We start from the raw sequence: 12,866 nt of genomic DNA, 5'->3' as shown, positions 1-12,866 counted from the left end.
TCATCTTTCAGTATTGAAGTCTTAACGCGAACCGTTCCCGTTCTGTCTCTTCATGGAGGCGGAGCCCATCAAAAGGCAAAAGCTCCATGATCGATCCAAAATTCGTCCGCCGAGGCCTCTTCCTCGTCTTCGTCATCCTCTTTCTCGACATTATCGGCATCGCCATCATCATGCCGGTGCTGCCGGTCTATCTGGAGCAACTGACGGGCGGGACGATCAGTTCTGCTGCTGTCGATGGTGGCTGGCTGCTTCTGGCCTATGCGGGGATGCAGTTCCTTTGCGCGCCGCTGATCGGCAATCTCAGTGATCGTTTCGGGCGCCGGCCGATCCTGCTCGTTTCGGTTCTGACCTTTGCGATCGACAATTTCATCTGCGCGGTTGCAACGAGTTTCTGGATGCTGTTCGTCGGGCGCATTCTGGCGGGTATCAGCGGCGGCAGTTTTGCGACATGCTCGGCATACATTGCCGACATCAGCAACGAGGAGAACCGGGCGAAGAATTTCGGGCTGATCGGCATCGCCTTCGGCGTCGGTTTCACGCTTGGTCCCGTCATTGGCGGGGTCCTTGGCGAATTTGGGCCGCGCGTTCCGTTCTTCGGCGCGGCGGCGCTTTCCTTCGTCAACTTCGTCGCCGCCTGCTTCCTGCTTCCGGAAACGCTGGAAGCGAAGAACCGCCGCAGCTTCGAATGGAGCCGGGCCAATCCGCTCGGCGCGCTGAAGCAGATGCGCAATTATGTCGGTATCGGCTGGGTTTGCCTGGTCATGTTCCTCTATTGGCTGGCTCATGCGGTCTATCCATCGGTTTGGTCCTTCGTCTCGTCCTATCGCTATGGCTGGAGCGAAGGCGAAATCGGTCTGTCGCTGGGCATCTATGGCATCGGGGCAGCTCTCGTCATGGCGCTGGTGCTGCCGCGGCTCGTACCGCTGCTCGGGGAGTGGAAGACGGCCGTACTGGGCCTGCTGTTTTCTGCAGCGGGACTAACGGGATATGCCTTGGCTTGGGAGGGATGGGTCGTCTACCTCGTCATCGTCGGGACCGTCATCGAGAATGTCGCCGATGCCCCGCTGCGCAGTATCGCTGCCGGCAAGGTTCCCGCATCCGCGCAGGGCGAATTGCAGGGCGCGCTCACCAGCCTCAGCAGCATCACCACGATTGTCGGGCCGCTTATCTTTACCCAGCTCTTCGGCTACTTCACTTCGGCACATGCGCCGGTCACTTTCGCTGGCGCGCCCTATCTCATGGCCGCCATCTTCATTCTGGCGGCCGTCGCAATCTTTTCGGCAAGGGTTCGCGTCACGCGACAGAAGAGCGAATTCGAGATCGCCTAAAAACACATCAGATTTTTTGATAGCTTGATGAATTCTTCGGCAATTAGTCGCTCCGGACTGGCTTTCGCAGGTTGTTTCAGGTAAGTCGACTATCTTCGCGCGCCACGCGGTGGGGCGATTTGCGCGCACTTTAAAGACGAGATTCCGATATGGATACGCCGGTGGATGCGCGCTTCGTCGCGCAAGACTATAGCAATTCTTGGCCTGCGCATTTCCGCGCCACGCTTGCGCTCGGCATCCCGCTGATCGGTGCGCAGCTGGCCCAGCTCGGCATCAATACGACCGACGTCATGATCGTCGGGCGTCTCGGCGCGGAGCAGCTTGCTGCCATGGTGCTGTCGGCGCAGTTCCTGTTTACAATCCTGATCTTCGGTTCAGGCTTCCCGATTGCCGTTATTCCCATGGTAGCACAGGCCTTTGGCAGCGGCGACGTGACCTCCGTGCGCCGCTCGCTGCGCATGGGCCTCTGGGTCGTGATCGCCTATTGGCTGCTGATGCAGCCGGTATTCTACAATGCCGAATCCATTCTGCTGGCTGTGGGACAGAAGCCCGATGTGGCGAAGCTTGCCGCCGGCTATATCGCGATCGGCCACTATGCCGTGCTGCCGGGCCTGCTTTATAACGTGCTGCGGGCCCTGGTCAGCGCAATCGGCCGGGCAGGGGTCATCCTTTACGTCACGATCGCCATGCTGGTGATGAATGCCCTGCTCGCCTATATCGTCGTGCTCGGTCATTTCGGGCTGCCGAGCTACGGCCTGAAGGGTGCTGCCACGGTTTCGCTTGTGGTCCAGACGGTAGGTTTCCTCTTCATCGTCGCCTTCGTGCAGGCGAGGGCTGAGACTCGTCGCTACGAGATATTCGTGCGGTTCTGGCGGCCGGATTGGCATGCCTTCTGGGAGGTCATCCGGCTCGGCCTGCCGATCAGCGTGACCATCCTTGCCGAAGTCAGCCTCTTTACGGCTGCTTCGCTGATGATGGGACATATCGGCACGATCGAGCTTGCTGCGCATGGTATTGCTCTGCAATGGGCGTCGATCGCCTTCATGATCCCGCTCGGCCTGTCGCAGGCCGCAACGGTGCGCGTCGGCGTCGCACATGGGCGGGGTGATATCGAAGGCCTGACGCGGGCGTCGATTGCGGTCTTGATCGTTTCCTGCGCGGTCACGCTCGGCGGCAGCATCCTCTTTGCGACCAAGCCGGAGTTTCTTGGAAGCTGGTTCCTCGACGTCAACTCGCCGGAGGCGCCGCAGGTCTTGGCCTACGCTGCGCCGCTGATCGTCGTTGCCGGCCTCTTCCAGCTCGTCGATGGGCTGCAGGCGATCGCCAACGGCCTTCTGCGTGGTCTGAAGGATGCGCGCGTGCCGATGATCATGGCGCTGATCGCCTATTGGCCGATCGGCTTCTTCCTGGCTTGGCTGCTGGCTTTTCCGCTCGGCTTCGGAGGCATCGGCATCTGGTTCGGCTTCCTGCTGGGCCTCGCCTCGGCAGCCGTCATGCTGTGCGCGCGCTTTTACATACTCTTGCGCGAGGAGCGTAAGGCCGGCTGATGCCGGCCTTCACGTCGATCAGGCGGCATAGCGATAGTTGCCGAGTTCCATGCGGATATCGAGGCGACGGAAGAGTTCCTGCGGATCGCAATTTGCTTGGCGATGCGATGCCATGACCGCCGCCTTGGCGGGCTCCATCACTTCCGCATTCTCCCATTCGGCGATCGTTACGATGTTGAATTCGTCCGAGCCCGCATCGTTTTCCAGAATGGCATCCCAGATGAAGCCGCGCTGCTCGCGCAGCACAGAGTGGACCCTGTTGATATTCTTCAGGAACTCATCGCGGGCGGATGCCGGGACGACGAACCTGTCGAGCCTGTAAACGGATGATCTCATTTCATTGCCTTTCGTCATGGGTCACTGCATCTCCGGATGGCGGTTTGCTCTCACGACGAGCGGTCTACTTCCTCAAGTTTGGTTGAGGTCAAGATCATTTTACTCCGCGAATGAAAAAAGCCCGGCGAAGATATCTCCGCCGGGCTTTGTCCGTTCCGAAATCACATGCTTACCGCTCTGCCAGAGCCGCTTCGCCCTTCTTCTCGCGCACGAGATTGATGAAGCGGCGGAAGAGGTAGTGGCTATCCTGCGGGCCGGGAGAGGCTTCCGGATGATGCTGGACGGAGAAGACCGGCTTGCCGGTCAGGCGAAGACCGCAATTGGAGCCGTCGAAGAGAGAAACGTGAGTCTCTTCAACACCTTCGGGGAGCGAATTCGAGTCGACCGCGAAGCCGTGGTTCATTGATACGATCTCGACCTTGCCGGTCGTGTGGTCCTTGACAGGATGGTTGGCGCCGTGATGGCCCTGATGCATCTTGGCGGTCTTGCCGCCGACTGCGAGGCCGAGCATCTGGTGGCCAAGGCAGATGCCGAAGAGCGGGATGTCGGTCTTGATCAGGTCCTTGATGACAGGCACGGCATATTCGCCCGTTGCCGCCGGGTCGCCCGGGCCGTTGGACAGGAAGATGCCATCCGGATTGAGCGACAGCACGTCTTCGGTGCTCGACGTCGCGGGCAGAACGGTCACCTTGCAGTCGAGGCCGGCGAAGAGGCGCAGGATGTTGCGCTTGACGCCATAGTCGAGGCAAACGACGTGATACTTGGCGTCATCGGATCCAAGCGTGCCGTAACCTTCGTTCCAGACCCAGGGCGTCTGCGCCCATTGCGAAGACTGGCCGGAGGAGGCGACCTTTGCAAGGTCGAGGCCCTCGAGACCGCTCCAGGCCTTGGCTTCTGCCTTCAGCGTGGCCAGATCGAAGACGCCGCTCGGATCATGGGCGATGACTGCGTTCGGCATACCGTTCTCGCGGATCCAGGCGGTCAGCGCGCGGGTGTCGATGCCGCACATGCCGATGATGCCGCGAGCCTTCAGCCATGCGTCGAGATGCTTGATGGCGCGGTAGTTGGACGGATCGGTCATCTCGGCTTTGAAGATGACGCCGACGGCGCCGTGGCGTGCAGCAGGCGTCAGGTCCTCGATGTCTTCCTCGTTGGTGCCGACATTGCCGATATGCGGGAAGGTGAAGGTGACGATCTGGCCGAGATAGGACGGGTCCGTCAGGATTTCCTCATAGCCGGTCAGCGCCGTGTTGAAGCAGACTTCGGCCTGGACCTTGCCGGTCGCGCCGATGCCCTTGCCTTCGATCACTGTGCCGTCTGCGAGGACGAGCATGGCGGTAGGCTTTTCGGTGGTCCAAGGGGCGGTTGCGGTCATGGTCATCCCGTTTCCGGCGATCGCGGCCGCCTTGCAAAGGTCGGGTTCGTTCGCCATTTTGGTTCGCGGACAGGGGCGCGCAACAATGGTCGCGTGTCGGCCCCTGATGTCGATTTTCGTGCAGGTGCCGGTAAATAGCCAAACCTGGCCCGCCGGTCAATTGCTGCTATGCAGATGAAGCCGGGTTCCTGTCGATTCAATGCGGCATATTGCGCCATTTTATTTGATTGTGCCGGGCGGGCTGGTCTAAGACGCTCGCAAATGAAAAGCATTGCCGGCTGCTTCGAAGCACGGCCTGCCAAGGAGAACGAGAATGATCCGCGAAACCCTCTCCAATGCCCAGAAGGAAGCGATGAAAGCCAAGGATACGGCGCGGCTTTCCACCGTCCGTCTCATCCTTGCCGGCATCAAAGATCGGGACATCGCCAATCGCGGCGCCGGCAAGGAGCAGGCGAGCGAAGACGAAATCATGCAGCTGCTGGCAAAGATGATCAAGCAACGCGAAGAGTCTGCCAAGGTCTACACGGATGGCGGCCGGCCTGAGCTTGCCGAAAAGGAGCGCGAGGAAATCACGGTCATCCAGGGCTTCATGCCGGAGCAGCTATCCGACGACAAGGTCCGCGAAATCTGCGCGGCCGTTGTTGCGGAGCTCGGAGCACAGGGCCTGAAGGACATGGGCAAGTGCGTGGCGGTTCTGAAGGAACGTTATGCCGGCCAGATCGATTTCGCCAAGGCCTCGGCCATCCTCAAGGATCTGCTGAAGTAAAGCGATGCGGGCCGGCCTCGTCGGAGGCCGGTCGCACATCCGTGCCATGCGAAGCGTTCGACGTTGCCTCGTAGGCCGCATCGATCACCGCGAATTTTGCGGCCTGATAATTCCAGTATTCGGACACGAAACCGCGCGACAGCCAGAAGCTGCTGCGCCCGGGGGATCCTTCCCAGCCGACGCTTCCCATCTGTGCGGCCTGCTTCAGCAATCGCTTCAGATGCGTGTTGGAAATCATGAACTGGTCGCGAATGTCCTTCATGGAGATCCGGCCGATGGCGATTCGCTCCAGCGACGGCTCCACGCTCTCGACCTTCGAGACGAGATAATCCATCACCACGCCGCCTGAATTCGCCCAGTTGAACAGGTTGAACGTCGGGCCCGGATTTCTGATGGCCTGGCTGGTGAATATGGCCGCTGCTATCCGCGGCTGTAGACCCGCGATCATCTGAGGATTTGCCTGAAGATTGTCCGCGCGGTTGCCGCCATCCAGCAAGTCGAGGATAAACAGGTGGGTGCTGATCCATCGCCCGAGGTGCGTTATGGTGTAATCAGTGGGGACCAGCAAGCGCGTGCGCCGGTCCGGAAGATCCTGCAAAGGCTGCAGAAATTTATAGGCCAGCATTTCCTGGACGAAAGCGACGGCCGTGTTGCGGCTGGCGATTCGATGGATGAGAACGGAATCGACGAAGCGAGCGGCGTAAAGGCCGGAATTCGGCTCGCCGGGCATGCCGTAATGCAGCGCAAAACCGGCATGGGCCATCAACCAGCGCTGCTGGGCTGCGAAGATGGAAGCGATACGCGGACTTTCATTGTAGATTGCGATCAATTCATGCGCGCAACGCAGAATAGCTGCAAGAAACTTTTCGTTGGAAGCAAGCTCTTCTGCGGCGATCGGCATTGATGTTATTCCAGATGAGAGGCCGAATTCATGATGTGAGGACGGCTTTTATCAACGGATTCGCTTGAAAAGCAACAGATCACTTAAATGCCAAAGTAAACCTGAAAATCAAAGAAGGCAGGAACTGGGGGAGTTCCTGCCTTCTTGCGCTTTGCATGCGTCTGATGACGCAGGGTGGGGCCCAAAATCAGACGTTGATTGCAAAGGCACCCAAGTGAGGCGGCGCCGGGGGTAGGGATGGTGCCTCACATGGGGATGGGTGAATTACTTGACGATCTTGACGCTATGGGCCCAATCGGTGCCCTTGGATTTCTGCCAAGATATTTGAACTTTATCGCCGGTCTTTACGTCCGGGGTCTTTGCGTTTTTCGGCAGGTGGTAGACCGTGCCGTTGTCGAGTGCGATTGTCATTGCCGATGCGTCGTAAGTCTTGACGGTGCCTGTTGTCGTGTGGCTCGCCATCGCCGCCGAACCGTAGGTCGCGGTGGCAAAGAGGGCTGCGGCAGCAAAGGGTACGAGAAGAATGCGCATCACAACTCTCCTAAACAGTAAGCCCGCATGTTTGGCTTCCAGTTCGGCAGGCTGTCCGGGCATGTCGCGTCGCGAAACCTAAGTAAGTCCCGCCGGCATGTCCCAGCCTGTGAGACAAAAACTATTGCGCCGCAAAATAATATTCAAATTACAAAAAAATAATGTTTAGCCGGGAGTGTCGCCGCAAATGCGCCACCAAAAAATTGGGCTGGCGGCAAGGTCACTCCGATTTGAAGCCTTTTCGGTCGCTGCTTACGCGGGCAGTTCGATGTTGAAGCAACTGTATCCATTTGGTTTTTGCTACTTTTGCTCCGCCGGGCAACGGCGGATTGCGCCCGTGGCGCGAGTCTGAAATCTCCTCCAGTTGCCTCGGGAAGACGGGCAACGTTCTGGTCGTGCGGGTCTGATAAGGCGGTCTTCACGATACGGTGAACGACTAAGGCTTCTGGTTTGGCCTCGCACGTCGCAGAGACTGCGGCGCCCCGGCATATGCGCTACGCCGTAGGTCAACCCTGTGGAAAGCGGTTATCCTGACGCTCATTGATAGCAAAGCACGGCTTTCCTGCTTATATGGATGCTAGCCCAGAGGTATGTATGCGATTTCCCAATTCATTTCTCGACGAGATTCGTGACCGCGTTCCGATATCGGACGTGATCGGTCGTCGTGTCACCTGGGATCGGCGCAAGACCAATGTGCCGCGCGGCGATTACTGGGCCTGCTGCCCCTTCCACGGCGAGAAGTCGCCGAGCTTTCACTGTGAGGATCGCAAGGGTCGCTATCATTGCTTCGGCTGCGGCGTTACCGGAGATCACTTCCGCTTCCTCACAGAATTCGAAGGCCTGAGTTTTCCGGAGGCTGTGCAGCAGATTGCCGATATGGCGGGCGTCGCCATGCCGATCGCCGATCCCGTTGCCGAGAAGCGGGAGAAGGAACGCACGTCGCTGCTCGATGTCATGGAAATGGCGACACAGTTCTTCCAGGATCAGTTGCAGACGGCAAATGGAGCAAAGGCGCGCGCCTATCTTCGCGACCGCGGCCTGACCGGCCGCACCATCGAGACTTTTCGTCTCGGTTATTCGCCGGATAGCCGTAATGCGCTGAAGGAACATTTGGCGGCAAAGGGTGCGTCCAAGGAGCAGATAGAGGCCTGTGGCCTTGTCGTCCACGGCCCCGACATTCCTGTTTCCTACGATCGGTTTCGCGACCGCATCATGTTTCCCATTCTGTCGTCGCGGGAAAAGGTCATCGCCTTCGGCGGACGCGCCATGTCTGCGGATGCGCCGGCGAAATATCTCAACTCCAATGAGACGGAGCTCTTTCACAAGGGCAACGTTCTCTACAATTTCTCCCGTGCGCGCCGCGCCGCACAGGATGCCAGCCGTACCGGTTCCGAGGAGAGCTCTGCCGGCACCATTATCGCCGTTGAAGGCTATATGGATGTGATCGCGCTGCATCAGGCGGGCGTCGAGAATGCGGTTGCGCCGCTCGGTACGGCGTTGACGGAAAACCAGCTTGATCTGCTCTGGAAGATGACGCCGCAACCGGTTCTCTGCTTCGACGGCGATGGCGCCGGCGTTCGCGCAGCCAATCGCGGCGTCGATCTGGCGCTGCCGCATTTGAAGCCCGGCAAGAGCGTGCGTTTTGCGTTGCTTCCCGACGGGAAGGATCCCGACGATCTGGTGCGTCACGAAGGCCGCGCACCTTTCGACAAGGTGATGGCGCAGGCGCGGCCATTGGCCGAGATGGTATGGAACCGCGAGATCGGCAGTGGCCGGTTCGACACGCCCGAAGCCCGCGCGGAGCTCGAGGCGCGGTTGAAGCAGATCGTTGCCGTCATCGCCGACGAAAATGTCCGCCGTCACTACCAGCAGGATATTCGCGACCGGCTGAACGCATTCTTCCAGCCGCAGTTTCAGAACCGCGGCGGTCCACGTGGCGGCGGTTTCGAGCGCAGTGGTAGCGGGCGCGGCTTCAACGGTCGCGGCGGTGAGCGGAGTGGAAATCCGCGTGCTCCGGCATCGACGGCTGCATCGGATCGGCTGGTCCGCTCCAGCATGATCAAGGGTCATCAGGATATTCCGGGCCTGCGAGAGAGTGTTTTGGCGCTGACCGTGGTCAATCACCCCCAGCTTCTCCAGGACGAGTATGACGAGATTGCCGCGATCGACTACCAGAGCCGGGATCTCCAGCGCCTGTGGTCTGCGATGCTTGGCACAGTGGCGACGGTGGCTGCGCCGCATCTGACGCGGGAACATCTGCTCGAAAAGCTGGAAGAGCAGGGGTTTGCCACGCTGCTCAGGGGTCTCGAACAGCAGGTGCGCAACGCCCGCCTTTGGACCGCGACGGAAGATGCGGCCATGGAGGATGCGCGCGAGGGCTATCGTCAGTCGCTCGCGCTGCACAAGCGCTCGAAGGCCCTTAGATGGCAGAAGAATGAGCTTGAGCGCGAGATTGCCGAGGCGACCGAAGAAGCCGATGGGGAAAGGATCGAGCAATTGATGCGGGCGCTTCAGGAAGTGCACCTCGAAGGTCTGCGGCTCGAAAACCAGGAAGCCATCATCGATGGCTTCGGCATCATGTCCGGTCGCGTCAAGGTCGCGGGAAAGTGATGCTGGCGCCAGACGCTTTGGAAATCGCGACAGCCGAATACTGCAAGCCGGCCCCGACCTCTTGAAAGTAGTCAAAGCTTCCTGAGCTTGCGAACTCGCAGCAGGAAGGCAAATCGCTTAAGGCTAAAGAGCGACAGCGGGGGACCGAATTCTCGTTCCAGCTGGTAAAAATGCATGCACGGAGCGTAGTGGGCGAAAATCTGTGCGGGGATAGAGCGATCAACGTTCGAATAAACGGTAATTCGGCGTTTCCGATCTTCGACGGCCATCCGACATTGGACCCCGTCAAAATACAGCGCGCGCAAATCGCCCGACTGAAATTTTGCCTTTGCGATACCCGCGTATTCGATTGTTTTTGGAGACCCCATAAGCGGGATGCTTTAGTGGATTCGGCTATGACGTCAAGATGACAAGGCGATTTCGCCTGTGAGCTTGTCGGGCACGGTATCTTCGACCAAGAGGCATCTTGGAAAGTGTGGGGAAGTGATTCCTCGTGGAAGGACGGAATGTCAGAGACAGAGAGATACGATCCGAGCTTTTCGGCGGATGATGCGCTTTTCGGCGAATCCCGTGGGGAGGAAAGGAGTTCCGGGACGCGGCGATCTCTTGAGCGCCCTCTGGATGTCCTCAACCGGATCTACGGATATCCCGCCTTTCGCGGCAAGCAGCAGCAGGTGGTCGAGCATGTCGTCGGCGGCGGCGATGCCGTGGTGCTGTTTCCGACGGGTGCCGGCAAATCGCTCTGCTTCCAGATTCCAGCGCTTTGCCGCGATGGCGTCGGCATCGTCGTTTCGCCGCTGATTGCCCTGATGCGCGATCAGGTCGAGGCGATGAAGCAGCTCGGCATCAGGGCTGCGGCGCTCAATTCCTCCTTGTCGCGCGAGGAATTCCTCGATATTCGCCGAGCAATCTCCAACGGAGCGCTCGATCTGCTTTATGTGACGCCGGAGCGCATCGTTACAGACGGTTTCCGCGAGATGATCGGCGGGGCGAAGATCGCGCTGTTTGCGATCGACGAGGCGCATTGCGTTTCGCAATGGGGGCATGATTTCCGCCCGGAATACCGTGAACTCGGAAAGCTTGCCGAACTGCATCCGGGCGTGCCGCGTATCGCGCTGACGGCAACGGCCGATCCGCACACGCGTGACGACATTATCGAGCGGCTGGCTCTGGATCGCGCGGCGGTCTTTACGACCAGCTTCGATCGTCCGAACATTGCGTACGAGATTGTCGAGCGCGATCAGCCGCGGCAGCAGCTGTTGCGGTTTCTCAATGGCCATAAGGGCAATAGCGGTATCGTCTACTGCCTGTCGCGGGCCAAGGTCGAGGACACCTCGGAATGGCTGAACGGGCAAGGCATCCGGTCGCTGCCCTATCATGCCGGCATGGACCGGGCGCTACGCGATGCCAATCAGGATGCCTTCCTGAAGGAAGAAGAGCTTTGCCTCGTTGCGACCGTCGCCTTCGGCATGGGCATCGACAAGCCCAATGTGCGCTATGTCGCCCATCTCGATCTGCCCGGCTCCGTCGAAGCCTATTATCAGGAGACGGGCCGCGCCGGGCGCGATGGCCTGCCGTCAGAGGTCTGGATGGCCTATGGCATGGCCGATGTCATCCAGCGGCGGCGGATGATCGACGAAGGTGCCGCTGCCGAGGAAATCAAGCGGGTGGAGCGCGGCAAGCTGAACGCTTTGCTTGCCATATGCGAAACGGCGGGTTGCCGGCGCCAGGCGATCCTCGCGCATTTCGGCGAGGCGCATGGCGGCGGCTGCGGCAATTGCGATACCTGCCTCAAACCGGTCGAGACCTGGGATGGCACGGAAGCGGCAATCAAGGCGCTTGCCGCAGTCTATCGCACCGGCGAGCGTTTCGGCACCGGCCATGTCATCGATGTGCTCATGGGAACGGTCAATGAGAAGACTGAACGCTTCGGTCATGTCTCGATGCCGGTCTTTGGGGCGGGCAAGGACATCGCCTCGCGGACATGGCAATCCATTTTCCGGCAGTTGCTGGCGATGGGGCTGATTACCATCGATCACAGCGCCTTCGGGGCGATGAAGCTGGAGGCGGAGGCGCGCGCCGTCTTCAAGCATGAGCGGCAGGTCCTGTTCCGCAAGGACCGGCCGACCTCCGGTCGATCCACAAAGAGGATGGAGCGAACCGAGCGCCGGTCGACGTTGACAGGTGCCGACGGAACCCTGTTCGAGGCGCTGAGGGCGGAGCGCATGTCGATTGCCAAATCGCTCGGCGTGCCGCCCTATGTCGTCTTTCCCGATACGACTCTCATGGCTTTCGCGACCGAGCGTCCGCGCAGCCGCAAGGAACTGCTTGGCATTTCCGGCGTCGGCCAGTCGAAGCTGGAGCGCTATGGCGATGCGTTTCTGGACATCATCCTTTCCCACGACGGATAGGCCTGCGGTTCAAAAGGATCTAGTCGCTGCCGGATGACACTTCGACGGCAGGCAGAAGCGCCTTCGGTCGGGGTTTGAGTAGGAACCTTTGCGCTGGTCGTTCAACCAGCTGGTAAAGGGCAAGCGATATAGCCACCGTCCAGATGATCGCGGCGCATAAAAGCAGGAACACCAGCCCCAGCGAAGCATCTTTGCTGAGCAGCTTCATAACGAGCTGGATTGTGTAGGGGTGCACCAGATAAAGGGAATAGGAAGCGTCGCCCAGGAGGACAAGCGCAAGGATCAGGCGCGTTTTCTGTACCTTCCAGAACAGGCATCCGATCACAACGAGCGCCGAGAAAATGGCGGGCGGCACAATTCCCGGCAAGACAAGCGACGCGGTAAAATAGGCGACCGGCGCGCAGATAATGCTCATTAGAGCAAGGAGCTGGGAACCGTTCCTGAAGTAGTCCGAGCCTGAAAAGATCTCCTGCAGCCCCATTCCAAGAACGAACTCGACGAGAATGGGACTGGTGTAGAAGCGCCATTCGGCGGGTCCGTCCGGCCATAGGGAATTGAGCCCCACCAGGAACAGGAGGACGCCGGACGCCAGCCAGGACGCCCCGCGTCCGGAGACCAGCGCGCACAGGCCGTAAATCAGGTAGAAAAACATTTCGTAGCAGAGGGTCCAGCCCAGGAACAACAGTGGCTGGATAGCCCCGTTGCTCTTCTCATAGGGCACGAACAGGAAGGACCTGATGATTGCCTGCTGCGTCAGCACCGTGGAATTGAGCAAATCCGGCTTCGCCAAGGCAATGATGATGACCGCCAGCGTCAGTAGCCAATAAAGGGGTACGACGCGCGCCACCCTTCGGCGGGCGAAGTCGAGGAAGCCCCGCGCGGGGTTGGTCGTGTAGCTGATGATGAAGCCGCTCAGCACGAAGAATATGTCGACGCCGGCAGCACCGAGGCCGAACGGATTGGTGGTGAGTTGATATTGGATTTGCAGTCCACTGCCGACATGGAAAAGCACGACAAAGAACGCCGCTGCAAAACGCAGAACCTGTAGCGACGGCAAGTGT

At 59.6% G+C, this 12,866-nt stretch carries 10 protein-coding genes; 5 read left to right on the top strand and 5 right to left on the bottom strand.

Going from position 1 to position 12,866, the window contains the following annotated elements; all coding sequences use genetic code 11:
- The first annotated feature begins 86 nt into the window (after window positions 1–86).
- Together DTW90_RS01760 and DTW90_RS01755 are read left to right on the top strand one after the other, a co-directional pair.
- On the top strand, window positions 87–1,328 hold the full coding sequence (locus tag DTW90_RS01760) for a TCR/Tet family MFS transporter (protein WP_149336151.1): 1,242 nt from the start codon (window positions 87–89) through the stop codon (window positions 1,326–1,328).
- 149 nt (window positions 1,329–1,477) lie between these two features.
- Entirely contained in the window at window positions 1,478–2,875 is a 1,398-nt protein-coding gene (locus DTW90_RS01755) for an MATE family efflux transporter (protein ID WP_149336150.1), read from the top strand.
- An 18-nt stretch (window positions 2,876–2,893) separates the two neighbouring features.
- Here the strand turns inward: DTW90_RS01755 and DTW90_RS01750 are convergent, their stop codons facing one another.
- Together DTW90_RS01750 and carA are read right to left on the bottom strand one after the other, a co-directional pair.
- Window positions 2,894–3,211, bottom strand: a complete 318-nt coding sequence (locus DTW90_RS01750) for an antibiotic biosynthesis monooxygenase (RefSeq protein ID WP_149336149.1) — start codon at window positions 3,209–3,211, stop codon at window positions 2,894–2,896.
- Between the two features lie 169 nt (window positions 3,212–3,380).
- The gene (gene carA, locus DTW90_RS01745) at window positions 3,381–4,586 is read right to left on the bottom strand and encodes a glutamine-hydrolyzing carbamoyl-phosphate synthase small subunit (protein ID WP_149336999.1); all 1,206 of its coding nucleotides are present in this window, start codon (window positions 4,584–4,586) and stop codon (window positions 3,381–3,383) included.
- 313 nt (window positions 4,587–4,899) lie between these two features.
- On the opposite strand from carA, the gene DTW90_RS01740 reads away from it, so the two are divergent.
- Window positions 4,900–5,352 carry a GatB/YqeY domain-containing protein gene (locus DTW90_RS01740; protein WP_149336148.1) on the top strand — a complete coding sequence of 151 codons (453 nt, stop codon included), beginning with the start codon at window positions 4,900–4,902 and terminating at the stop codon, window positions 5,350–5,352.
- On the opposite strand, the gene DTW90_RS01735 is transcribed toward DTW90_RS01740, so the two are convergent.
- Both DTW90_RS01735 and DTW90_RS01730 read right to left on the bottom strand, forming a co-directional pair.
- Window positions 5,333–6,253 carry a hypothetical protein gene (locus DTW90_RS01735; RefSeq protein WP_246664870.1) on the bottom strand — a complete coding sequence of 307 codons (921 nt, stop codon included), beginning with the start codon at window positions 6,251–6,253 and terminating at the stop codon, window positions 5,333–5,335. The genes DTW90_RS01740 and DTW90_RS01735 overlap by 20 nt on opposite strands.
- Before the next feature lie 264 nt (window positions 6,254–6,517).
- Window positions 6,518–6,784: a DUF1344 domain-containing protein gene (locus DTW90_RS01730; RefSeq protein ID WP_132519587.1), complete on the bottom strand. Its 267-nt coding sequence runs from the start codon at window positions 6,782–6,784 to the stop codon at window positions 6,518–6,520.
- A 594-nt stretch (window positions 6,785–7,378) separates the two neighbouring features.
- Here DTW90_RS01730 and dnaG point away from each other — a divergent pair.
- On the top strand, window positions 7,379–9,394 hold the full coding sequence (gene dnaG / locus DTW90_RS01725) for a DNA primase (RefSeq protein ID WP_149336147.1): 2,016 nt from the start codon (window positions 7,379–7,381) through the stop codon (window positions 9,392–9,394).
- Between the two features lie 506 nt (window positions 9,395–9,900).
- Complete coding sequence (gene recQ / locus DTW90_RS01720) at window positions 9,901–11,805, top strand: DNA helicase RecQ (protein ID WP_149336146.1); 1,905 nt, start codon at window positions 9,901–9,903, stop codon at window positions 11,803–11,805.
- 19 nt (window positions 11,806–11,824) lie between these two features.
- On the opposite strand, the gene DTW90_RS01715 is transcribed toward recQ, so the two are convergent.
- On the bottom strand, window positions 11,825–12,862 hold the full coding sequence (locus tag DTW90_RS01715; RefSeq protein WP_188079859.1) for an acyltransferase: 1,038 nt from the start codon (window positions 12,860–12,862) through the stop codon (window positions 11,825–11,827).
- Between the last annotated feature and the right edge of the window lie 4 nt (window positions 12,863–12,866).

Source organism: Neorhizobium sp. P12A, from assembly GCF_008365395.1.
Classification (GTDB): domain Bacteria; phylum Pseudomonadota; class Alphaproteobacteria; order Rhizobiales; family Rhizobiaceae; genus Rhizobium.
The sequence above is the reverse complement of the archived record's forward strand: the minus strand, read 5'-3'. Positions and strand labels throughout refer to the sequence as shown.

Coding starts and splice junctions, on each gene's coding strand:
- DTW90_RS01760 (WP_149336151.1), top strand. CDS start 87: ATGATCGATCCAAAATTCGTCCGCCGAGGCCTCTTCCTCGTCTTCGTC.
- DTW90_RS01755 (WP_149336150.1), top strand. CDS start 1,478: ATGGATACGCCGGTGGATGCGCGCTTCGTCGCGCAAGACTATAGCAAT.
- DTW90_RS01750 (WP_149336149.1), bottom strand. CDS start 3,211: ATGAGATCATCCGTTTACAGGCTCGACAGGTTCGTCGTCCCGGCATCC.
- carA (WP_149336999.1), bottom strand. CDS start 4,586: ATGACCGCAACCGCCCCTTGGACCACCGAAAAGCCTACCGCCATGCTC.
- DTW90_RS01740 (WP_149336148.1), top strand. CDS start 4,900: ATGATCCGCGAAACCCTCTCCAATGCCCAGAAGGAAGCGATGAAAGCC.
- DTW90_RS01735 (WP_246664870.1), bottom strand. CDS start 6,253: ATGCCGATCGCCGCAGAAGAGCTTGCTTCCAACGAAAAGTTTCTTGCA.
- DTW90_RS01730 (WP_132519587.1), bottom strand. CDS start 6,784: ATGCGCATTCTTCTCGTACCCTTTGCTGCCGCAGCCCTCTTTGCCACC.
- dnaG (WP_149336147.1), top strand. CDS start 7,379: ATGCGATTTCCCAATTCATTTCTCGACGAGATTCGTGACCGCGTTCCG.
- recQ (WP_149336146.1), top strand. CDS start 9,901: ATGTCAGAGACAGAGAGATACGATCCGAGCTTTTCGGCGGATGATGCG.